Here is a 22,080-nt window from a genome sequence, read left to right on the forward strand (position 1 = left end):
GACGACGGATGACGAAGGTTCAACCCGACTGGCTCGCGCTCGCGACGCGTTTCGCGCAACTGCCCGACGCGCAGCGCGCGGTGTTCATCGACAAGCTCGGCGCGGCCGGCATCGATTTCCGCGTGCTGCCGATCCCGCCGCGCACGCCGCGCAGCGATCGTGTGCCGGCGTCGTTCGCGCAGACGCGGCTGTGGCTGCACGCCCGGCTGATCGACGCGCCGGACGCATATCACATCACCGAGCGGCTCGCGCTGACGGGCCCGCTCGACGCGCACGCGCTGCGGCTCGCGTGCGATGCGCTGATCGCGCGCCATGAAGCGCTGCGTACGACCTTCGACGAAGCGGAGGACGGCGTCGCGCAGACGATTCATCCGCCGCTGCGCTGCCCGTGGCGCGAAACCGATCTCGACGCGCTGCCCGATGCGCAGCGCGTCGCGCGCGCCGAAAGCGTCGCCGCGGCCGACGAAGCCGCGGCGTTCGATCTCGGCGCGGCGCCGCTCGTGCGCGCACACCTGATCCGCTTCGACGCGACGCATCACTGGCTCGCGCTGACCGTGCACCACATCGTGTCGGACGGCTGGTCGTCGGGCGTGATGCTGGACGAGTTCGCGGCGTTCTATCGCGCGTATGCGTCGGGCCAGCCGGTGCCGCTCGCGCCGCTGCCGATCCAGTACGCGGACTATGCGTTGTGGCAGCGCCGCTGGCTCGATGCCGGCGAGCGCGATCGCCAGCTGGCGTTCTGGCGCGAACGGCTCGATCCGCAGCGCGGCGTGCTCACGCTGCCCGGTGCGGCCGCGCGGCCCGCTCGCCGCAGCGTGCGCGGCGCACGCCATGTGTTTTCGCTCGACGCCCGTATCGGTGCTCGGCTGCGCGCCTTCGCGGCCGCGTCGGGCGCGACGCCGTTCGCGGTGCTGCTCGCGGCGCTCGACGCGCTGCTCGCGCGTGCGACCGGCGATGCGCGGATCTGCGTCGGCGTGCCGGCCGCGAACCGCGAGCGCGGGGAAACGGCCGGTCTGATCGGCTTCTTCGTCAACACGCTCGCGATCGACGTCGACGTGCCGGCACACGGTGATTTCTCGTCGCTGGTCGCGCGCACGCAGCGCGCGCTCATCGATGCGCAGATGCACCAGGACGTGCCGTTCGAGCAGGTGGTCGACGCGCTCGGCGTGCCGCGCAGCGCCAGCCACCATCCGCTGTTCCAGGTGATGGCCGCATACGGCGAGCGCCGCGCGCTGCCGGCGCTCGGCGCGGCGTCGGCCGCATTGCTGCCGTCCGGCACGCCGTCCGCGAAATTCGACCTGACGCTTGCCGTCGAGGCGACGCCCGACGGCACGTTCGATGCTGCATTCATCTACGCGCTCGACCTGTTCGATGCGGACGCGATTGAGCGGCTCGCCGCACGCTTCGTCACGCTGCTCGGCGATGCGCTCGCTCGCCCCGAATTGCCGATCGGCGATCTCGACTGGCTGCCGGCCGACGAACGCGCGCAATTGTTCGCGTGGAACGCACCGGCGGGCGCGGCCGAGGCCGAGCCGTTCGTGGCGGTGCACGCGCGCATCGCCGCGCATGCGAAGGCACGGCCCGACGCACGCGGCGTCGCCGACATCGATCGCGCGCTGACGCGCGGCGAGGTCGACGCGCGCGCGGCACGCATCGCGCGCAATCTCGTCGCGGCCGGCGTGCGGCCCGAGATGCGCGTCGGCGTCGCGCTGCAGCGTTCGGTCGACCTGCTGGTCGCGCTGATCGCGGTGCTGAAGTCGGGCGCCGCGTTCGTGCCGCTCGATCCGGCTCATCCGCGCGAACGGCTCGCCCAGATCGTCGGCGATGCGGGCATCGCGCACGTGCTGACCGACGGCGCGAGCGTCGCCTCGCTGCCCGAGTTGCCGGCACTGCGCATCTGGCGCGCGGACGAAGTCGACGCGCTCGACGAGGCCGCTGACGTCGCGCTGCCGGACGTGCTGCCCGGCCATGCGGCGTATGCGATCTACACGTCGGGCTCGACCGGCAAGCCGAAGGGCGTGATCGTCGATCACGCGGCGTTCGCACGGCATTGCGTGGCGATTGCCGAGCGCTACGGCGCGGGCGAGAACGACGTGTTCCTGCTGTTCCAGTCGGTCAACTTCGACGGCGCGCACGAAGGCTGGTTTTCTCAATACCTGTCGGGTGCCGCCGTGTCGGTGACGGCCGACGTGCTGTGGCCGCCCGCGCAGACCTGCGCGATGATGGTCCGCGACGGCGTGACGATGACCTACGTGCCGCCCGGCTGCGCGGCTCAGCTCGCCGAATGGGCGCTCGCGCATGGGGCGCCGCCGACGCTGCGCTCGCTGACCGTCGGCGGCGAAGCGACGTCGCGCGAAGCGTTCGCGATGCTGCGCCGCGCGATGCCGAACGTGCGCGTGGTCAACGGCTACGGCCCGACCGAAACCGTGATCACGCCGACGCTGTGGATGTTCCGTCCCGGCGACGATCTCGCGAAGCTGGGTGACGCTGCGTATCTGCCGATCGGCACGCTGGTCGGCGCGCGCACCGCGCACGTGCTCGACGAGCGGCTGCATCCGCTGCCGGTCGGCGTGATCGGCGAACTCTACCTGGGCGGCGAGGGGATCGGCGTCGCACGCGGCTACCTCGATCGTCCCGCGCTGACGGCCGAGCGTTTCGTGCCGGATCCGTACGGCGCGCCGGGTGCGCGCCTGTACCGCACGGGCGATCTCGTGCGACGCCGCGCGGACGGCGTGTTCGACTTCATCGGCCGCGTCGATCACCAGGTGAAGCTGCGCGGGCTGCGCATCGAACTCGGCGAGATCGAGGCCCAGCTGGCCGCGCACGACGCGGTGCGCGAAGCATGCGCGGTCGTGCACGGGCAGGGCGCGCACGCGCAGCTCGTCGCGTACGTCGAACTGAGCGCCGATGCGCAGGCCGCCACCCAGCCGGTCGAGGCCGCGACCCTCGATGCGCACTTGCGCCGCACGCTGCCCGACTACATGGTGCCCGCGCAGCTGATCGTGCTCGACGCGCTGCCGCGCAACGCGAACAGCAAGGTCGACCGTGCGCGGCTGCCGGCCCCGGTGCGCGTCGAACGCACCTACGAAGCGCCGCACGACGGCGACGAAACCGCGCTCGCGGCGATCTGGCGCGACGTGCTGAACGTCGAACGCGTCGGCCGCGGCGATCACTTCTTCGAACTCGGCGGCCATTCGCTGGCGGCGGTGCGCGTCGCGACGCGCGTCGCCGAGCGGCTCGGCCGCGACGTGCCGGTGCGGGCGCTGTTCGAAGCGCCGGTGCTCACGCAATACGCGCGCCAGGTGGCCGACGCGCCGCGCGCCGCGCACGCCGGCGCCGCGGCGCCGGGCGTCGCGGTGGTCAAACCCGATGCGCATGGCGTGTGGCCGCTGTCGCCCGCGCAACTCGGCCTGTGGTTCCTGTGGCGCGCGCAGCCGGACAGCGCCGCGTACAACATCCCGGTCGCGCTGCGCGTGCGCGGTCCGCTCGACGTCGCTGCGCTGCGCGCGGCGTTTTCGGCGGCGGCGGCCGCGCATCCGGCGCTGCGCGCACGGCTCGTCGCGCGCGACGGCATGCTGCCGGGCCAGCGCATCGACGCCGCGGCGCCCGTCGCGCTGCCGCTCGTCGACCTGTCCGCGCAGCCCGACGTGCTCGCCCGCGCGGCGGCGCTGACCGACGCCGATGCGCTCGCGCCGTTCGATCTCGCGGCCGACGCGCCATTGTGGCGCGCACGCGTGCTGCGGCTCGGCGCGGACGATCACGTGCTGTCGGTGACGATCCATCACATCGTGTCGGATGGCGAATCGATCGAGCTGTGGCTCGACGCGGTGCGTGCGGGATATGTCGCGCTCGTGCGGGGCGACGCTTCGGCAGCGGCGGCACAGGCACCGGCAGCGTCAACGACGGAAAGCACGTCGCTCGTGCTGCCCGCGCCGTGCCATCCCGCCCGCGTCGCGTACTGGCGCGACGCGCTGGCCGACCTGCCGTCGTCCGTGCTGCCCCAGCGCGCAAACGCGCCGGCCGTCCCGCAATGGCGTGCGGCGCGCATCGCGTTCGCGTTCGACGCGGCGCTGATCCGTGCCGCTCGCGACGCCGCGTCGGCCGCGCACGCGACGTTGCCGATGCTGCTGCACGCGGCGCTCAACACCGCGCTGTTCCGCGTGACCGGCGCGGCCGACCAGCCGGTCGGCGTACTCGCGTCGACGCGTGAGCTGACGGGCGACGCGGCGCGCGATGCGCTCGGTCTGTTCATCAATTCCGTAGTCGTGCGCACGCGGCTCGATGTGGCAGCCAGCCGCACGGACGTGCTCGCGCAGGTGCGCGATACGGCGCTCGCCGCGTATGCGCATGCCGACGTGCCGTTCGCCGACGTCGTTGCGGCGCTGCGCGCGCCGCGTGCCGTGCACGCCAATCCGCTGTTCCAGGTGATGTTCAACTACCTGCGCCCGACCGGCGCCGCCGCGCGCGACTGGGGCGGCCTGTCGCTCGCCGAATTCGACGACGTGCGCCATCGCGTGGTGTTCACGCTGGAGCTGGACGTCGTCGAGCATCCGGACGGGCGCGTGAGCGCCGCGTTCTCGTATGCGGACGAACTGCTCGACGGCCGCGTCGTCGACGCGCTCGTCGATCTCTATCACGACGAAGTCGCGCGTTTTGCCGGTGCGCCGGAAGCGGCGCTCGGGGTGCCCGATGCGCTGTTCGCCGCGCAGGCGACCGCGGCCGCGCCGCGCGTCACGGCGTCGAGCGACGTCGCGCCGAACGCGGCAGCCGCGCTCGCCGCGCTGTGGTCGGACACGTTCGCGACGGCCGCGCCCGCACCCGACGCCGACCTGTTCGAGGCCGGCGCGACGTCGTTCGACGTCGTGCGCTTCGTCGACGCGGCCGGCCGCGCCGGTCATGCGCTGACGGTAGCCGACGTGTTCGCGTCGCCGACGCTCGCAGCGCTCGGCGCGCATGTCGAGGCCGCGGCCGAAGCGGAGCAGGAGGTGCGTGATGCTGGCTGAAGTGCGTCCGGACGGATTCACGATGCCCGACACCTGTCGTCTCGCGTTCGCGGACGGCCTGTTCGCCGTGCGTGACGACGCGGAGATCCGCGTCGCGCAGGGCGACGGCATCGGCGCGCAGTTGCTGCGCGCGCAACTCGCGGACGACGGCACGCTGCGCCTCGTCGCGTACAACCATCGCGCGGCGCCGGCCGACCAACGCCGTGCGCTGCTGGCCGCGCTCGCCGCCGCGTTTTCCGACGACGTGCGCCGCGCGGCGATCCGGCTCGACCCGGCCGCGTGGCCGGCGGTCGCGCGCGATGCGCTGCGCGCGAGCGGCGTGCTCGCCGACGGCGGCCTGTGCATGCGCGAAGGCTGGGCGCAGCAGGCCGATCTGTGGCGCGTCGGCACGCCGCTGCCATGCGCGACGCTGCCGATGCTGACCGACGGCCGGCGTCATCCGCGCCGGCCGCCCGCGCCGCGCGGCGACGTGTATGCGCGCGACCTGCCGGCGCTCGGCGTGCGCTTCACGTTGCGCGGCTGGCAGCCGGGCGAGGACGCCGCACGCGTCGCGCACTGGTTCGACGAGCCGCGCGTGCGCGACGGCTGGCCGGGCACGCAGCCCGGCGCCCACGGCACGGCGCCCGACGCCGATCCGCACGTCACGCCGCTCGTCGGCTGCTTCGACGGCGAACCGTTCGCGTATGTCGAGGCGTTCTGGCTGAAGGAAGACCCGCTCGCGCCGCACGTCGGCGCGCGCGACTACGACCGCGGGCTGCGGATGCTGGTCGGCGAGTCGCGCTGGCGCGGCCCGCATTGCGTGGCCGGCTGGCTGCCGTCCGTCGTGCATTACCTGTTTCTCGACGACCCGCGCACCGAAGCGGTCGGCTGCGCGGTCCCGGCCGGCCGCGCGCGGGTCGTCGACACCCTCGCGCGGCATGGCTTCGCGCGGCAGCGCCGTCTGGCGCTCGCCGACGCACAGCCGCTGTGGATGCGCACGCTGCGCGAGACCTTCTTTTCCGGCCGTCACGTCTGACGGGCCGGTTTCACCGACAAGGGAGCTGAGAGACATGCAGAGAGAAACCGTATTCGACCTGATCGGCGTCGGCTTCGGGCCGTCGAATCTGGCGCTGGCCATCCGTCTGGAGGAGCGGCGTGCGGCGCGCCCGCTCGCCCATTGCTTCATCGAACGACAGCCGGAATTCGGCTGGCACCGCGGCATGCTGCTCGACGACTGCCGGATGCAGATCTCGTTTCTGAAGGATCTCGTCACGATGCGCGATCCGAAGAGCCGCTACACGTTCATCAACTATCTGTTCGAACGCGGCCGTCTGAACGAATTCGTCAATCTGAAGAACTTCTATCCGACCCGCGTCGAATTCCACGACTACCTGAGCTGGGTCGCCGATGCGTTCGACGAGCACGTCCATTACAGCGAGACCGTCATGGCGATCGAGCCCGTGCGCGGCGACGGCGCTCGGATCGACGCGCTGCGCGTGCTGTCGCGCGACGCGACCGGCCGCGAGCGCCAGCGCGTGACGCGTGCGCTGTCGGTCGGCGTCGGCGGCACGCCGGCGGTGCCGGATGCGTTCGCCGCGCTCGGCCGCGATCGTGTGATCCATTCGTCGTCGTACCTGACCGACATCGACCGGCTGGTCGCCGCGCCGGACGGCGAACGCCGCCGCGTCGCGGTGATCGGCGCGGGGCAGAGCGCGGCCGAGGTGTTCATCGACCTCGCGCGCCGCTTCCCGCATGTCGACGCGAACCTCGTGATGCGCGCGGGCGCGTTGAAGCCGGCAGACGACAGTCCGTTCGTCAACGAGATCTTCAGCCCCGAGTTCACCGACGTCGTCTACGCGCAGCCGCACGATGCACGCCGCGCGCTGCTCGAGCGCTACCGCGACACCAACTACGCGGTGGTCGACCGGCCGCTGATCGAGCAGATCTACGAAATGCTGTACCTGCAGCGCATCGACGGCACGCCGCGTCATGCGCTGCTCGCGAACAGCGCGATCGAGGGCGCGGTGCGCACCGCCGACAGCCGCATCGAGCTGACGCTGCGCGACCGGATGAACGGCGCGACGCGCGTCGAACGCTTCGACGCGCTCGTGCTCGCGACCGGCTATCGGCGCGACACGCATTCGGCGTTGCTCGAAGGGCTCGCGCCGCATCTCGGCGATGCGCTCACGCGCGGCGACGTCACGCGCGACTACCTGCTCGCGACGCCCGAGCACTTCGCGCCGCGCATCTACCTGCAAGGCTGCTGCGAAGACAGCCACGGCCTGTCCGACACGCTGCTGTCGGTGCTGGCACGCCGCGCGGACGAGATCTGCGCGTCGCTCGAGGACGGGATCGCGCCCGCCCATGATGATGGCGCGGCCCGGGCACTGCATGAACAACGACATCAAAACGGGGCGAGCGCGGGCCGCATGGCTTTCGCTCTTTGACAAAGGCGCGGTCGGAGACCGCATCAAAAAAGTGGAGCAGAGAAAGATGGAGTGGGCAACAGGCACGCGTTTGCGTGCGATCGCGGCCGCGGCGAGCGTGACGTTCGGGATGGCGGCAGGGCACGCATTCGCGCAGACGGCACCGGCCGTGAACGCAGGCGCCGCGACGTCGGCCGACAGTGCGCGCAACGGTGCGGCGGCGAGTGCGGGGGCCAGCGCGCCGACCGGTTCGTCGACCGGTTCGTCGACCAACGCGCCGAACGGCCAGGCGACCGGCACGCTGCCGGCGATCAACGTCAACGCGGGCCCGGAAGGCGACGGCACGGTCGGTCTCGTCGCGAAGCGCAGCAGGACCGGCACCAAGACCGATACGTCGATCAATGAAATTCCGCAGACGATCAACGTCGTCACCGCGCAGCAGATCGAGATGACCGGCGCGACCGACGTGAACGCGGCGCTGCGCTACGTGCCGGGCTTCTCGTCGTACGGCTCGGACAACCGTTCCGACTGGTACGCGGCGCTGCGCGGCTTCACGCCGACGGCCTACGTGAACGGCCTGCAGGTGCCGAACACGCTGAACCTGTCGAGCTGGCGCGTCGATCCGTACATGATCGACAGCATCACCGTGCTGCGCGGGCCGACGTCGGTGCTGTACGGCGCGGGCGACCCCGGCGCGATCATCGACGTGCAGACCAAGACGGCCGACGGCGAGCGCGTGCGCGAAGCCGGCGTGCAGTTCGGCAACTATGCGCGCAAGCAGTTCATGATCGACGTCGGCGACAAGCTCGACGCGGACGGCAAGTACGCGTACCGGTTCGTCGGCGTCGCGCGTGACGGCAACGCGCTGACGGGCCCGAACAACGACCAGCGCGTCGCGCTCGCGCCGTCGTTCCGCTGGCGCCCCGACGCCGATACGTCGCTGACGCTGTCGGCCACGTACCTGCAGGACTGGGGCGACATCTCGTCGAACTTCCTGCCGGCGCAAGGCACGGTGCTGCCGAACCCGAACGGGCAGCTCGACAAGGACGTCTACGGCGGCGACCCGAATTTCAACTACTACCGCAAGAAGCAGTGGTCGCTCGGCTATCAGTTCGAGCGCAACCTGAACTCGATGTGGACGTTCCGGCAGAACGTGCGCTGGATGCACCTGTCGCTCGACAACGGTTCGGTGTTCGGCGCGGGCTTGGCGGACGGCAGCCTGACCGACATCAACCGCTGGGCCGGCGTGTTCCAGACGAACTACAGCCGCTTCGACATCGACAACAACCTGCAGGGCCGCTTCGGCACCGGGCCGCTCGAGCACACGCTGCTGCTCGGCTTCCAGTACAACCGGCAGACCGCGACCGACAGCGAATGGCTGGCCGCCGCGCCGCCGCTGAACATCTACAACCCGGTCTACACGCCGGTCACGCTGTCCGTGTTCTCGCCGCCGAACACCACGTACCGTACCAACACGTACACGACGATGAACACGTTCGGGCTGTACGTGCAGGACCAGGTCAAGTGGAACCGCTGGACGCTGACGCTCGGCGGCCGCGAGGACTGGGTCAACCAGCGGCTGGACGACCGCGAGGGCGGCACGCAGTCGAAGGCCGACATCACGGCGTTCACCGGCCGCGTGGGCCTCACGTACCAGGGCGACTACGGGCTGTCGCCGTACATCAGCTACGCGACGTCGTTCAACCCGGTGATCGGCGTGAACCTGTACGGCGGCGGCCTGCCGCAGCCCACGCGCGGCAAGCAGATCGAGGCCGGCCTGCGCTGGCAGCCGCCCGGCAAGAACATGATGCTGAGCGCTGCGATCTACCAGATCAACCAGACCAACGTGCTCACGCCGACGCCGCTGAATCTCGATCCGGCCGGCACGACGTCGATCCAGACCGGCGAAGTGCGCTCACGCGGGATCGAACTGAACGCGACCGGCAAGCTCACGCGGAACCTGTCGCTGATCGCGTCCTACGTGTACCAGGACGTGAAGAACGTGAAGGCCAACGACGCATCGCTGAACAACTGGCCGGTCGACATTCCGCGGCCGCGCCAGATGGCGTCGCTGTGGGCCGACTGGACGTGGCACACGGGGCCGCTCACGGGCTTCGGCCTGGGCGGCGGCGTGCGTTACCAGAGTGCGTCGGCCGGTGCGGCGGACAACTCGCTGACGGTATCGAGCTACACGCTGTTCGATGCGGGCGTGCATTACGACACGCGCAACTGGCGCTTTGCCGTGAACGGGACGAACCTGTTCAACCGCCACTACATCAGCGGTTGCCAGTCGACGAGCGTGTGCATTTTCGGTACCGACCGTACGGTGCTCGCCACCGCGAAATACAACTGGTGACGCCGCGCGCCGCGGCGCGCCGGCCGGCCTTCGTGCCGGTGCGGGCGGGTCGCGGCGCCGTCGTCCGCTTTTTCCACGACGCCTCCATGCCGAAGAAAAATCTCGTCTACATCCAGTCGCTGCGCAACGGCGCGGCCGATCGCGCCGGCCAGCCGGTCGCTTACCAGGGCGGCACGCGCTACATGAAGGCGCCGCTCGAATTCCTCGTCGAGCGCCTGAACGACTCGCCGCTCGGCGAGCGCTACACGCTCAAGGGCGTGATAGTCGACGACGACGAAGGGTCGCCCGCCGATCGCGCGAAGGTCGCCGACTACGGGTTCGCGCGCACGCCGGGCCGCCCGTGGATCCTGCCCGACGGGCTGACCGTGCAGGGCCGCCCGGTCGACGAACTGTTCTGCACGATCGCGTCGACGTACCGCCGGCTGCCGCGCGACGCGCGCGAGCGCGTGACGGGCAAGCAGGCGTTCGAGCGCCGCCTGCTCGAACGCCTGCTCGAACTCGACGCCGACGTGGTCGTGCTCGACGGGCTGCTCGTGATCCTCGACGAGCTCGTGCGTCCCGGCGCGCGCTTTCACCGCCGCATCGCGAACATCCACCCCGGCATCACGGCCGACGATTCGCCGTACCAGCGGCGCGGCGCGTGGGCGACGCTCGATGCGCTGCACGGCGCGCGCGGCGAACGGGTCGACTGGGCGAGCGGCGCGACGTCGCGCGTCGCTCCGGTGACGATGACGGGCGCATCGTTCCACTACGTCGACAACGGCATCGATTCCGGCGAGGTGATCTGCGACGTGCTCGACACGCCGATCGCGCCGGACGACACGATTCTCGAACTGCGCTGGAACAACTTCCAGCGCAGCCTGTTTCCGGCGCTCGAGCGGGGGCTGCACATCCTCGCCGACCGCCACGACGCGGGAGTACTGTGATGGAAGACACGCTCACGAAACCGGCCGGCACGGCGGACGCCGTCGAAGGCGAGGTGGCCGCGGCGCTCGACGGCGCCGCGCCCGCGCATGCGGCGGCTGCCGCCGAACGCACGCTCGACGCGTGGCGGCCCGACGATGCGCCGGCCGCGCTGCTTGCGGAATTCGTCGCCCTGTTCAACACGGACACGCGGCACGACGCGGCGACGGTATCGGTGCCGCTCGGCGGCGCCGAGCCGGCGGCCGTCGCGTCGTACGTCGAGCGCGCGGTGCGCGAGGGCGTGATTGACGGCGCGCAGGTCGTGGGCGACCGGCTGCGGCTGAGCACATCGCGCGCGACGTTCTGGCAGAACCCGCGGCCGTGGCTGAAGGCGCCTGCATCGGGCGGGATGCCGCTGCGCTATGCGATCACGAACGGCCACCGGCATCCGGTGCGGCCGCCGTCGCCGGCCGGCGAGATCTATGCGCGCTACATGCCGCAGGTCGGGATGACGTTCAGCCTGCGCACCGTCGACATCGACGAACATGCGCAGTTGTTCAGCGACTGGATGAACCTCGATCGCGTCGCGCATTTCTGGGATCAGCGCGGCACGCGCGACGAGCACGCCGCGTATCTCGCGGAGCGGCTCGCCGACCCGCACATGCATCCGATGATCGGCTATTTCGACGATACGCCGTTCGGCTATTTCGAGTTCTACTGGGCGAAGGAGGATCGCCTCGCGCCGTTCTACGACGCGCACGACTACGATCGCGGGCTGCATCTGCTGATCGGCGACTCGCGCTTCCAGAGCGCGGGCAAGCTGCATGCATGGTGGAGCGGGGTGCTGCACTACATGTTCGTCGACGAACCGCGCACGCAGCGGCTCGTCGGCGAGCCGCGCGTCGATCACGTGCGGCATATCGCGTACATGCATCGGCTCGGGTTCTACACGCTGAAGGAGTTCGACTTTCCGCACAAGCGCGCGGCGCTCACCGTGATGGAGCGCGAGACATTCTTCGACACTTTCCGGTTGCCGTGATGGGACGGGGGCGCGAAGCGTCGATGCGCCGATGCGTCAATTCGCAAGCGACGACGTTTCGCGCGGCTTGAAGGGCCGCCGACATCGGCCGTTCGGGATATGGATCGGGCGGGCGGCATGAGGAAGAATGGATTGCATCCTCATCACGGACAGGTCCCGCCGACATGGCAAGCACACCCGCGATAGCATCGGGCGCGATCCCCGGAGCACGTTCCCTAACGTTGACATATGTCAGCATATGCCTAGAATGGGCGCATCGTACTCCTGTGGAGTGGCTCATGCGCACCGTTTCCATTTTCAAGAACGCCCGTAACCAGGCAATCCGCATCCCGAAGGACATGGAGTTCGAGGGTGTGACGGAACTCGAGATCCGCCGCGAGGGCGACACGTTGCTGCTGCGTCCGGTGCGGCCGACGTGGCTGTCGTTCGCGAGTGAACCACGGGCCGATGCCGACTTCCTCGTCGAGCGCCCGACGGTCGTCGAACTTGGTCGTTTCGACCTGCCCGGCGCCGATGACGATGCACCGACGGAGTCGAACCGGTGACGACGCTCTACATGCTCGATACGAACATCTGTTCGTTCATCATGCGCGAGCGGCCATCCGCGGTGTTGTCCCGGTTGCAGTCGTGCGTCAATGCGCAGCACCGGATCGTCGTGTCGGCGATCACCTATGCCGAAATGCGGTTCGGCGCAGTCGGCAGAAAGGCGTCGCCGAAGCATGCGGAACTCGTGACGGCCTTTGTCACGCGGCTGGATGGCGTGCTGTCGTGGGACACCGCGGCAGTCGATGCAACGGCCGCGATTCGCGTCGACCTTGCCGCACGTGGCACGCCGATCGGCGCGAACGACGCGTCGATCGCCGGTCACGCGATCGCGGCCGGTGCCGTGCTTGTAACGAACAACAGTCGCGAATTCAGCCGTGTCGCGGGGTTGTCGCTCGAAGACTGGGCAGCCTCGGCCTAGGGTGGCGAATGCACGATGTCGTTACTGTCGCGCGGCAGCACGTCACGCGCGAGGAACGGGCGGTTCCGAGAGGAAAGCCCTGCGGAACGCGTCGAGATACCGGTCGGCGTCATCGTTGAATTCGCCGGGCAACAGCGCGAACGCGCGGGCCTGCAGGTCCTGCGCGAGGGTTGCGTAAACCGCTTCGTCCGATAACAGCGCGCGGATCGCATCGTGCGTTTGCGGCGAAGCAATCCGCTTCGCATCGCGCGCGAGCAACCCGGCGGCCGCCAACTCCGGCTGGAAACCGTGCCGTTCGAGCAGATCGGGCGCGACGTCCCAGATGCGCTCGCGATTGCCCGCGTCGTGAAAATGCGTGAGCAGGAACAGCAGGTCGTACGCGTCGCTGTTCTGGCGCGCGCGCCGATCCTTCCACGCGAGCAACTTCAGCAGCGCGAGCGCCGGCAGGCTCGCCACCGGCACCGCGATATCGGCGCCGATCGACACGGCCAGCGCCGTATCGACCGCCTCCTGAAAGCCCAGCACGTTCAGCACGAACTCGCCGCGCGGCGGCCACGCGATTTCGCCTGGCGGTGCTTCGAGCGGCCCGAACGGCACGAGATCGAGCTCCGTGCGAAATCCCCGCGTCCCGCTGTCGAACAGCAGTTTCTGCTGATGCTTCGGTGCGCGCGCGAATTGCCCGGTCGCGACGAGCGCATCGACGAGCCGCTCGTGAAACGGCCAGCTCACCGCGCACACCGCAACGTCGACGTCCCGCGTCGCTCGCACCGGCCGGATGCCGTGGACATGCCACATCAGGATGTCGCGCGCGGTTGCGCCGGCGACGACAAATGCCGTGTCGAGTTGCACGCAGGTCGTGCCGACCGCCTGCAGCAGCGCGGCCGCCGCCGGCTCGAGCGGCCGGCGCGCGTCGACCTCAAGCGGGCGGGTGGGCAAGGTATCGGTCATGGATGTGTTCAGCGGCGGCGAGATTGCGGCTGTCTCCGGACGAGACGAGATCCGCGTAGATCAGCAGCGGCGGCACGAGCGGCACGTCCTGCTCGCGCCAGTCGAGCGCCGGCGACGGCGGCCAGAACGCTTCGAGCAGCTCGACGTCGCCGCGCTCGTCCGGGCGCAGGCGCGCCTGGAGCAGCAGGCGGTTCGACACGGTGCCGTGCGTATAGACGGTGATCACAACTGGCTTCAGGTCGTGCGTCAGCAGGTCGGCCGCCGGTTCGCCGCCGAGCCGCGCATCGAATGCCGCGAAATCGAAGTCGCGCCACCAGTCGGGCGTGACGGCGGCAAACCGCCGGGCCGGCAGTTTCGCGCGCAGGCGGCTCGGATACAGCGCGACCCATTCCTGCACGAAGCGCGGCCAGTCGGGCATCAGGCGCTCGCCATTGCGCCGCTGCGCGACGAGGCCGCGCGCGAGGAGGTCGTCCATCGCGAGATTGACCGTGCCGAGCGCGACGCCCGACGCGGCGGCGATCGCCCGGTACGGTTGCGCGACGAGGCCCGGCTGCGTCGCGAGCGCGAACATCACGGCGAGCCCCTTGGGCGTCGTCGCGCGCGACGCCTGCCGGCGCGGCGTGCGGGCCGGTTTCGGCCGGCCGCAGATCAGCACGGTCGCCTCCGGCAGGATCAGGCTCGCGTTGCCGGCGGTATCGAGAAACGGGATGCCTTGATCGGTCAGGTGCGCGGCCAGCTCGGCCGACACATACGGCGCGACCAGCATCAGCTGCCGCTCGCCGGGCAGCGGGGCGCCGCCGCGCCGACGCAGCGCCGCGCGGGCGTCCTGCACCGATTCGACACCGACGGTCACGGCGGCGGGCATCTCGAAGGTCTGCCCGCCGATGCCGAAGCGGATCATCGCGTCGGCATGCGCGCGGGATGCGGCCGGCACGCGCACCGGCCGTGCGTTGAAGCGTCGGGTCGCGCGTTCGAACGCAGCGCAGGCTTCGTCGAGCACGTGCTGTTCCGCTATCGACAGGGTGGCGTTCTCGGGCATCGGGAGGAATCGCTTGTTCACTTTTCCGTCATCGTACACAAAAAATGTACAGACGTCAAAAAATGAACAAGAACGCTCAACTCTTTGATGTGACGGAATTATTCCGGAATGTCTAACGGCAATCAACACACCTTCCCACCTGAGAAATCGAGACCGTACACCCAGTGTCGCGAATCCGGCTCAGGCGCGGCAGTCGCCCGGATGGTCGGTTTCCGCCGACGGACGATTTCTCATGTGTTGAGATGACCGACCGGCAACTCCAGGTTGTCGCCGCGACGACTTTCTGTCTGTTCGGTTGCCGCTCAACGGACTATCCTTGCCTGCACATTCCCCACTGAACCCAGGAGACGACACTGTGACGCACAGCGTGATCCCCGCAGGCCTCGCCGACGAAATGATCGAGATCCGGCACCGCATTCACGCCCACCCCGAACTGGGCTTCGAGGAATTCGCGACGAGCGACCTCGTTGCCGAGCAGTTGCAGGCATGGGGCTATACGGTGTACCGCGGGCTCGGCGGCACGGGCGTGGTCGCGCAGCTGAAGGTCGGCAAGGGCACGCAGCGCCTCGGCCTGCGCGCCGACATGGACGCGCTGCCGATCCACGAGTCGACCGGCCTGCCGTACCAGAGCACGATCCCCGGCAAGATGCATGCGTGCGGCCACGACGGCCACACGGCGATGCTGCTCGCGGCCGCGAAGCACCTGGCGCGCGAGCGGCGCTTTTCCGGCACGCTGAACCTGATTTTCCAGCCGGCCGAGGAAGGGCTTGGCGGCGCGAAGAAAATGCTCGACGACGGACTGTTCGAGCAGTTCCCGTGCGACGCGATCTTCGCGATGCACAACATGCCGGGCTTCCCGACGGGCAAGTTCGGCTTCCTGCCGGGGCCGTTCATGGCGTCGTCGGATACCGTGATCGTCGACGTGCAGGGGCGCGGCGGCCACGGCGCGGTGCCGCACAAGGCGATCGATTCGGTCGTCGTGTGCGCGCAGATCGTCATCGCGCTGCAGACGATCGTGTCGCGCAACGTGTCGCCGCTCGACATGGCGATCGTCACGGTCGGTGCGATCCACGCGGGCGACGCGCCGAACGTGATCCCCGATCGCGCACAGATGCGCCTGTCCGTGCGCGCGCTGAAGCCCGAGGTGCGCGACCTGCTCGAGACGCGCATCAAGGAAGTCATTCATGCGCAGGCGGCCGTGTTCGGCGCGACCGCGACGATCGACTACCAGCGCCGCTACCCGGTGCTCGTCAACGATGCGCAGATGACCACGTTCGCACGCGGCGTCGCGCGCGAATGGGTGGGCGAAGCGAACCTGATCGACGAGATGGTGCCGCTCACCGGCAGCGAGGATTTCGCGTTCCTGCTCGAGAAGCGGCCGGGCTGCTACCTGATCATCGGCAACGGTGACGGCGAGGGCGGCTGCATGGTGCACAACCCCGGCTACGACTTCAACGACGCGGTACTGCCGAACGGCGCGTCGTACTGGGTCAAGCTGGCCGAGACGTTTCTGGTGTGACGGTGAATGCGGGGGTGGGGCCGTCCCGGTTCAATCGCGGCTCGTGCCGAACCAGAACCCATCCCCGCTGAACAACGCCACCGCCGCATCCGGATTCGACGGCCAGTACATGTGCATGTACGTCGCGACGATCGAGCCCGTGCGATACACGGCTTCGCCGCTGCCGGGTTCCCCATCGGGCCGGGCGGCGGCCGCCACCGGCGCCAGCGGCGTGTCGAGCCGCGAATAATGAAACGTATGACCGCGCATCGGCCCGCTGCGCGTGTCCAGCTGCTGCATGCCGAGCGCCGCGAACCGGCGCTGCATCGTCGCATGGCCTGACAGCAGCCCGAGCATCGATGTCGTCGCGCCTTCCACGTCGGTCAGCGACTCGCACAGATACACCATTCCCCCGCATTCGGCGACGATCGGCCGGCCGGCCGCCGCGTGCGCGCGAATCGTCCGCGCGGCCACGGCATTCGCCGCGAGCGTCGCCGCATGCAGTTCCGGGTAGCCGCCCGGCAGGAACAGCGCGTCGCACGCGTCGGGCACGGGTTCGTCGGCAAGCGGCGAAAAGAACCGCAGCTGCGCACCGAGCGCATCGAGCAGCGCGAGATTGGCCGGATAGATGAACGAGAACGCCGCGTCGCGCGCGATCGCGATTCGCTTGCCGGCGAGCGCGCGCGGCAGCGGGGCGCGGGCCGCCGGTTCCGCGAACGAGACGGCAGGCGGCAATTCGGCGAGCGCCGTCTGCGCGAGCACGTCGGCCGCACGGTCGAGCCGCGCGTCGAGATCGCCGATGTCGGCCGGCTGGTGCAGGCCGAGATGCCGTTCCGGCAGCGCGATGCCCGCATCGGCCGGCACGTGCCCGAGCCAGCGCAAGTCGTCCGGCAGCGCCTGCCGCAACAGCTCCGCGTGTCGCGGCGACCCGACGCGGTTCGCGAGCACGCCGTGGAACGGCACCTCCGGCCGGAACCGCGCGAGCCCGAACGCAATCGCCGCGAACGTCTGCGCCATCGCCTTCGCGGATATCACCGCGACGACCGGCACGCCGAACGCGGCCGCGAGATCGGCGCTGCTCGGCGTGCCGTCGAACAGCCCCATCACACCTTCGATCAGGATCAGGTCCGCGTCGCGCGCGGCATCGGCGAGCAGCGCGCGGCAGCCGGCTTCACCGACCATCCCGAGGTCGAGCACGTGCACGGGCGCGCCGCTCGCGCGTTCGAGCAGCATCGGATCGAGAAAATCCGGCCCGGTCTTGAACACGCGCACGCGCCGGCCGAGCCGGCGGTGCAGCCGCGCGAGGCCGGCCGTCACCGACGTCTTGCCCTGGCCGGACGCGGGCGCGCTGACGAACAGCGCGGGGCAGGCCGGCATCGCTCAGAACTCCACGCCGGGCTGTGCCTTCACGCCTTGTTCCTTGTACGGATGCTTGACGAGCCGCATTTCCGTGACGAGGTCGGCCGCATCGATCAGTGCATCGGGCGCATGCCGGCCCGTGACGACGACGTGCACCGAATCCGGCCGCGCGACGAGCGTCGCGAGCACTTCGTCGAGCGGCAGGTATTCGTACTTTAGCACGGTGTTCAGCTCGTCGAGGATCACCATCCGGTACTCGCCGCTTTCGATCATCCGGCGCGCCTCGTCCCAGCCCTTGCGCGCGGTTGCGACGTCGGCGTCGCGGTTCTGCGTATTCCACGTATAGCCGTCGCCCATCGTCACGAAGTCGCATTGCGCGACCGCGCCGAGGAAGTCGCGCTCGGACGTGTGCAGCGCGCCCTTGATGAACTGCACGACGCCGAGCCGCATGCCATGGCCGAGCACGCGCACGGCCATGCCGAAGGCGGCCGTGCTCTTGCCCTTGCCGTTGCCGGTGTTGACGATCAGCAGGCCCTTTTCCTGGGTGGCGGCAGCCTGCTTCTTTTCATGGCCGGCGCGGCGGCGTTCGGCCATCCGCTGATGGGATTCGGCATCGGTCTTCATCGGGAATCGTCCTGTCGAAAGCGAAACAAAGGGTTCAGAGCGGGCCGGCGAGCGCGACCGTCACGCCGTCCCGGCTGGATTTGGGGCCGAGCAGCCGGCCATGCGGCGCCGCGAGTTGCGCGCACGGCTCGGCCACGCCCGCGACGCCGAAACGCGCCAGCGCGGCAGCCGACGGGCCGCTCAATGCCGGTGCGGGGCAATGCGCGAGCTGTGCCGCGTCGAACGCGACGAGCGGCCAGCCGCGCCGCGCGCACAGCGTGCGCAGCGACCGGGCACGCGCCTTGTCGGCGAGCGTCGCGACGACGGCTGGCTCGGCGCCCGGGTGGCTTGCCAGCGCCGCGCGGATCGCGGCATCGAGTTGCGCGGCCGTCACGCCCGCGCGGAAACCGACGCCGAGCGCGACGCGCATCATGCGCGTCCGCCAAGCGCCGCGCGCACCGCGGGATCGTCGGCGAGCGCCGCGACGCGGCCGATCACGACGATCGCGGGCGAACCGATACCGGTCGCGCCCACGCGCTCGACGATCGTGTCGAGCGTCGCGAGCACGTGCCGCTGTCCGTCACGCGTCGCGTTCTCGATCACCGCGCACGGCGTGTCGCCGGCCACGCCGCCATCACGCAGCGCGGCCGCGATCGCGTCGAGCCGGCGAATACCCATGTAGATCACGATCGTCATCCGCGTCGCGGCCAGCGCGCGCCAGTCGGGTTCGTCCGCGCCCGCGCCGTGGCCCGTGACGAAGATCACGCCCTGCGCGTCGCCGCGATGCGTGACCGGAATGCCGAGCGCGGCCGGGGCGGCGATACCGGCCGTGATGCCGTTCACGATCTCGACCGGGAACCCGGCCGCGCCGAGCGCGAGCAATTCCTCGCCGCCGCGGCCGAACACGAACGGATCGCCGCCCTTGAGCCGCGCGACGCTGCGGCCCGCGCGCAGATGCGCGAGCATCGCGGCGACGATCGTTTCCTGCGGCGTCGACGCATGGCCGCCGCGCTTGCCGACGTGCTCGATCAGTGCGTCGGGGCGCGCGTGGCGCAGCACGTCGGGGTTCACGAGATCGTCGACGAGCAGCACGTCGGCCGCGGCGATCGCGCGCACGGCCTTCAGCGTGAGCAGATCGGCGTCGCCGGGGCCGGCGCCGACGAGCCATGCGCGGCTCATCGGGCGCGGCACGGCGCGCACCGTGTCGTGGCAGTGGAAAGGGGACAGCGAGCGGCACATCGGCGGCCGGCGGACAGGCAATGCATGACGGATCGAGCGAAGCCCGCGCGAGCGCGGGCGGAAAGCGCACCCCATCCGTCCCCCGCGGATCGGGCGTTCGGCGAGCAGCGGGCTCGCCCCTTGCGTCGGCCGGTATCCGGGCTGGCCGCTTGCCAGGCCGCAGCCTTCCCGCCCGCTGAAGGGCAGTGGCATCGCGGGCAGCCTGGGCGCGTGCGGGGAACCGCGACGCGCGGGCGGCGTACCGTTGCGGGGACAGCACAGGCCGGGCGGACTTCCGCCTCCTGTTTCCCGTTTAACTGCGTGCGCCGGAGGAGCGCGCGCGAGCACCGAACGCGGCGCATACGATAGCACAGCGTGTATCGGGCGCGGGGCCGGCGAATCGCGCCCGCATCCGTTCGCGATCCGATCCGGGGGCGATGCATTGCGCAGTCGTAAATTGGTGTGCAATTATCTGGCCAGAGTCACAAGCAAGGCTCAGTTTCGGGCTGCCGGTCGCACGAGCCTGACGAAATCCATACCAAAATCGGCTCGCTCTGCCGGACCTGCAGGGCGATGGCCACTACATCGCGAAGTGCCGCGCCTATGGCGAACGTACGCAGATGGACAACCTCCAGCGGGGCCGGCCATGCGCTCGCGATCGGCATGCTGGTCGTTTCGGCCGGATTGGCGCTGGGAGCCTGGCCGCATGTCACGAAGGCCGTGCTGGCGCAATCGGTTGCCGGGCTGGGGACGCAAGTCGTGCAGCAGATCGACGTTGTGTTCGATTCGGCGGCCACGACGCTTGCCGACTTGGACGCATCGCCGTACGCGGACTGCTCGCCGCAGGATCTGCGCCTGTTGCGATCGGCTTCCGTCCGGTCGAAGTACGTCAAGGACGTCGGACGCCTGTCGGGCGCCGATCTGCTCTGCATGACGATGCTCGGCGTGCTGCCGAGGCCCTTTTCCCCGAAGCAGCAGCCATTCCGGCTGACCGACGCGATGTCGGCCTTCTGGACCGTTCCGTTGTTGTCGAGCCCTGGGACGCTGGGGCTCGTGGTCACGGGAAGGAGGACGAACCTGCTGATGGATCTGGACGCCTTCAGGGTACTGCCGCCGCCGTCAGATCTGCACTACGTGATCGGGCTCAGGGGCCGCCCGGCCGCGCTCGTCATCGGACTCGCCAAGGGCGGCGTCCCGGAGTACGTCGATGCCGGCCTGGTGCCGGGGTTTCGGGACGGCAAATCATTCTGCTCGGCCCGGGTGCCGCTGTGCACCATCGTCGTCGCGACGCCGCGAGCGCTGGCGAGCGCCAGTCGGCGCGCTGCCTGGCTGCTGGGGATCGCCGGCGGCGCGGCGGGCTGCTGTCTGGGGCTCGGGGCGCTGATGCTGCACCGACGCTGGGCCGCGCTTCCGGCGCAGATACGGCGAGCGCTGGCAAACGGGCAATTTGTCATGCGCTATCAGCCGATCGTCGCGCCCGGCGCGTCATCGCGGATCGTCTCCGCCGAAGCGCTGATCCGCTGGATCGACGGGCCAGCCGCCCCGGACGTGTTCATTGCCGAGGCGGAACGCGCCGGAATGATCGTCGACGTCACGGCCTTCGTCGTGCGCACGGTCCTGCGGGAGATGCGCGTGCTGTTCGACGGCGAGCCGGACTTTCGCATAACCATCAACGTCAGCGCTCCCGAGTTGCTGGACGGCAGCCTGATGGCGACGCTGGACAGTTGCTGGCCAGCCGGATTGTCGCGCCAGCATGTCGGTTTCGAACTGACTGAGCGGTCGACCGTGGAACTGCCGGAGATTCTGCCGGCGCTTCGGCAATTGCGCGACCTCGGGCATCCCGTCTACATCGACGATTTTGGCACGGGCTACTCCAGCCTGAGCCTGCTGCAGCATCTTCCGATCGACTACATCAAGGTCGACCGTTCGCTGCTGCCGGCCGCGCCGCAGCATGACGGCACGTCAATCATTCCGGAGATCCTGGCGATTGCCCGTCGGCTCGGGGTCGGCCTGGTCTTTGAGGGTGTCGAGACCCGTGAGCAGGCGCACATGCTCGACATCCAGGGGCAGTCGATCGGAGCACAGGGCTGGTATTTCGGGCGTCCCGATACAGTGGAAGCGCTGCAGAAGGCGATCGCGGAGCAGCCGCTGCGAACAGGCTGAGCATCCGGACCGAAAAGCCGGCCGCGACGCGCGCCCGCATTGGCACGCGGGCCGCCACCTTGACGCTCCCCGCACCGCCGCCTACACTCGCACGCGTTTTGGTGCTCGCGCGCGCTCCTCCGACGCGCGCAGTTAAACGGGAAACAGGGAGCCTGCCTGCGCCGCAGTCGAGCCAACCTGTGCTGCCCCCGCAACGGTAAGCGAACGCGTCGCGCCCAGCGCGACGCAGCGCCGCTTCGCCGCATGCCTGCCGCATGCGGACGACCGCCACTGGATGCCGCGCATCCGGGAAGGCGAAGCGGCGTGTTCGTCAGCCCGGATACCGGCCGAAACGTTGGGGTTCAGCGCCGCGGGGAGGCGGCGCATCGTCCACGGCCGCAGCATGCCCGACACCCGAGTGTTTCCCGCTTCCTCCGCCGATCCGCCCGCCGCCGCACGCGCGCCGTGCCGGGCCGGCGCGATGAACGGCAGGCGGCGCGGGCAGGGCCGGCGGCAGCCGTGTTGGCATTGACCATGCCGACCGTTCACAAGGAAGCGTCATGTCCGATTCGTCGTTCCGTGCGTCGTGCGGCCGTCCGGCCG

General features: G+C 70.0%; 16 protein-coding genes and 2 riboswitches. Of the genes, 10 read left to right on the top strand and 6 right to left on the bottom strand.

Annotated features, from left to right (window positions below; all coding sequences use genetic code 11):
• Positions 1-8: 8 nt before the first annotated feature.
• From LMA02_RS08195 to LMA02_RS08230, 8 genes are all read left to right on the top strand, one after another.
• Positions 9-5,003 carry a non-ribosomal peptide synthetase gene (locus LMA02_RS08195; protein ID WP_228907572.1) on the top strand — a complete coding sequence of 1,665 codons (4,995 nt, stop codon included), beginning with the start codon at positions 9-11 and terminating at the stop codon, positions 5,001-5,003.
• The gene (locus tag LMA02_RS08200) at positions 4,993-6,018 is read left to right on the top strand and encodes a GNAT family N-acetyltransferase (protein ID WP_228907573.1); all 1,026 of its coding nucleotides are present in this window, start codon (positions 4,993-4,995) and stop codon (positions 6,016-6,018) included. Before LMA02_RS08195 ends, LMA02_RS08200 begins: the two co-directional genes overlap by 11 nt.
• A gap of 34 nt (positions 6,019-6,052) precedes the next feature.
• Entirely contained in the window at positions 6,053-7,429 is a 1,377-nt protein-coding gene (locus LMA02_RS08205) for a lysine N(6)-hydroxylase/L-ornithine N(5)-oxygenase family protein (RefSeq protein ID WP_228907574.1), read from the top strand.
• Positions 7,430-7,475: 46 nt separating this feature from the next.
• Positions 7,476-9,764: a TonB-dependent siderophore receptor gene (locus LMA02_RS08210; RefSeq protein WP_228907575.1), complete on the top strand. Its 2,289-nt coding sequence runs from the start codon at positions 7,476-7,478 to the stop codon at positions 9,762-9,764.
• 86 nt (positions 9,765-9,850) lie between these two features.
• On the top strand, positions 9,851-10,690 hold the full coding sequence (locus tag LMA02_RS08215) for a formyltransferase family protein (protein WP_228907576.1): 840 nt from the start codon (positions 9,851-9,853) through the stop codon (positions 10,688-10,690).
• Positions 10,690-11,706, top strand: coding sequence for a GNAT family N-acetyltransferase (locus LMA02_RS08220; RefSeq protein ID WP_228907577.1), 1,017 nt, complete (start codon positions 10,690-10,692; stop codon positions 11,704-11,706). Before LMA02_RS08215 ends, LMA02_RS08220 begins: the two co-directional genes overlap by 1 nt.
• Positions 11,707-11,984: 278 nt before the next feature.
• Entirely contained in the window at positions 11,985-12,251 is a 267-nt protein-coding gene (gene vapB, locus LMA02_RS08225; RefSeq protein WP_228907578.1) for a type II toxin-antitoxin system VapB family antitoxin, read from the top strand.
• A complete protein-coding gene (locus LMA02_RS08230; protein WP_228907579.1) occupies positions 12,248-12,670 on the top strand; it encodes a PIN domain-containing protein in 423 nt (140 codons plus the stop codon). Before vapB ends, LMA02_RS08230 begins: the two co-directional genes overlap by 4 nt.
• Positions 12,671-12,712: 42 nt before the next feature.
• On the opposite strand, the gene LMA02_RS08235 is transcribed toward LMA02_RS08230, so the two are convergent.
• Both LMA02_RS08235 and LMA02_RS08240 read right to left on the bottom strand, forming a co-directional pair.
• Positions 12,713-13,618, bottom strand: coding sequence for a nucleotidyl transferase AbiEii/AbiGii toxin family protein (locus LMA02_RS08235; protein WP_228907580.1), 906 nt, complete (start codon positions 13,616-13,618; stop codon positions 12,713-12,715).
• Positions 13,587-14,657, bottom strand: coding sequence for a type IV toxin-antitoxin system AbiEi family antitoxin (locus LMA02_RS08240; RefSeq protein WP_228907627.1), 1,071 nt, complete (start codon positions 14,655-14,657; stop codon positions 13,587-13,589). Before LMA02_RS08240 ends, LMA02_RS08235 begins: the two co-directional genes overlap by 32 nt.
• A 355-nt stretch (positions 14,658-15,012) precedes the next feature.
• On the opposite strand from LMA02_RS08240, the gene LMA02_RS08245 reads away from it, so the two are divergent.
• Positions 15,013-16,176, top strand: coding sequence for a M20 aminoacylase family protein (locus LMA02_RS08245; protein WP_228907581.1), 1,164 nt, complete (start codon positions 15,013-15,015; stop codon positions 16,174-16,176).
• Positions 16,177-16,206: 30 nt separating this feature from the next.
• Here the strand turns inward: LMA02_RS08245 and LMA02_RS08250 are convergent, their stop codons facing one another.
• The 4 genes from LMA02_RS08250 to cobA are packed head-to-tail and all read right to left on the bottom strand — an operon-like array spanning position 16,207 to position 19,296.
• Positions 16,207-17,532 (bottom strand): cobyrinate a,c-diamide synthase, encoded by a 1,326-nt coding sequence (locus tag LMA02_RS08250; protein WP_228907582.1) that lies wholly within the window; start codon positions 17,530-17,532, stop codon positions 16,207-16,209.
• Positions 17,533-17,535: 3 nt separating this feature from the next.
• A complete protein-coding gene (gene cobO / locus LMA02_RS08255) occupies positions 17,536-18,138 on the bottom strand; it encodes a cob(I)yrinic acid a,c-diamide adenosyltransferase (RefSeq protein ID WP_011656839.1) in 603 nt (200 codons plus the stop codon).
• Between the two features lie 34 nt (positions 18,139-18,172).
• Entirely contained in the window at positions 18,173-18,550 is a 378-nt protein-coding gene (locus LMA02_RS08260) for a cobalamin biosynthesis protein (RefSeq protein ID WP_228907583.1), read from the bottom strand.
• Positions 18,547-19,296 carry a uroporphyrinogen-III C-methyltransferase gene (gene cobA, locus LMA02_RS08265; protein WP_228907584.1) on the bottom strand — a complete coding sequence of 250 codons (750 nt, stop codon included), beginning with the start codon at positions 19,294-19,296 and terminating at the stop codon, positions 18,547-18,549. Before cobA ends, LMA02_RS08260 begins: the two co-directional genes overlap by 4 nt.
• 190 nt (positions 19,297-19,486) lie before the next feature.
• Positions 19,487-19,652, bottom strand: a riboswitch (cobalamin riboswitch).
• Between the two features lie 346 nt (positions 19,653-19,998).
• Between cobA and LMA02_RS08270 the strand changes: the two genes are divergently transcribed.
• Positions 19,999-21,498, top strand: a complete 1,500-nt coding sequence (locus LMA02_RS08270; protein WP_228907585.1) for an EAL domain-containing protein — start codon at positions 19,999-20,001, stop codon at positions 21,496-21,498.
• Positions 21,499-21,580: 82 nt separating this feature from the next.
• Positions 21,581-21,844: riboswitch (cobalamin riboswitch) on the top strand.
• Positions 21,845-22,080 lie beyond the last annotated feature (236 nt).

Source organism: Burkholderia sp. B21-005 (assembly GCF_020843965.1).
In the GTDB taxonomy this organism is placed as follows: Bacteria; Pseudomonadota; Gammaproteobacteria; order Burkholderiales; family Burkholderiaceae; genus Burkholderia; species Burkholderia ambifaria.

Coding starts and splice junctions, on each gene's coding strand:
- LMA02_RS08220 (WP_228907577.1), top strand. CDS start 10,690: ATGGAAGACACGCTCACGAAACCGGCCGGCACGGCGGACGCCGTCGAA.
- LMA02_RS08235 (WP_228907580.1), bottom strand. CDS start 13,618: ATGACCGATACCTTGCCCACCCGCCCGCTTGAGGTCGACGCGCGCCGG.
- LMA02_RS08215 (WP_228907576.1), top strand. CDS start 9,851: ATGCCGAAGAAAAATCTCGTCTACATCCAGTCGCTGCGCAACGGCGCG.
- LMA02_RS08240 (WP_228907627.1), bottom strand. CDS start 14,657: ATGCCCGAGAACGCCACCCTGTCGATAGCGGAACAGCACGTGCTCGAC.
- LMA02_RS08210 (WP_228907575.1), top strand. CDS start 7,476: ATGGAGTGGGCAACAGGCACGCGTTTGCGTGCGATCGCGGCCGCGGCG.
- LMA02_RS08200 (WP_228907573.1), top strand. CDS start 4,993: ATGCTGGCTGAAGTGCGTCCGGACGGATTCACGATGCCCGACACCTGT.
- LMA02_RS08250 (WP_228907582.1), bottom strand. CDS start 17,532: ATGCCGGCCTGCCCCGCGCTGTTCGTCAGCGCGCCCGCGTCCGGCCAG.
- LMA02_RS08195 (WP_228907572.1), top strand. CDS start 9: ATGACGAAGGTTCAACCCGACTGGCTCGCGCTCGCGACGCGTTTCGCG.
- cobA (WP_228907584.1), bottom strand. CDS start 19,296: ATGAGCCGCGCATGGCTCGTCGGCGCCGGCCCCGGCGACGCCGATCTG.
- cobO (WP_011656839.1), bottom strand. CDS start 18,138: ATGAAGACCGATGCCGAATCCCATCAGCGGATGGCCGAACGCCGCCGC.
- LMA02_RS08270 (WP_228907585.1), top strand. CDS start 19,999: ATGCTGGTCGTTTCGGCCGGATTGGCGCTGGGAGCCTGGCCGCATGTC.
- LMA02_RS08205 (WP_228907574.1), top strand. CDS start 6,053: ATGCAGAGAGAAACCGTATTCGACCTGATCGGCGTCGGCTTCGGGCCG.
- LMA02_RS08260 (WP_228907583.1), bottom strand. CDS start 18,550: ATGATGCGCGTCGCGCTCGGCGTCGGTTTCCGCGCGGGCGTGACGGCC.
- vapB (WP_228907578.1), top strand. CDS start 11,985: ATGCGCACCGTTTCCATTTTCAAGAACGCCCGTAACCAGGCAATCCGC.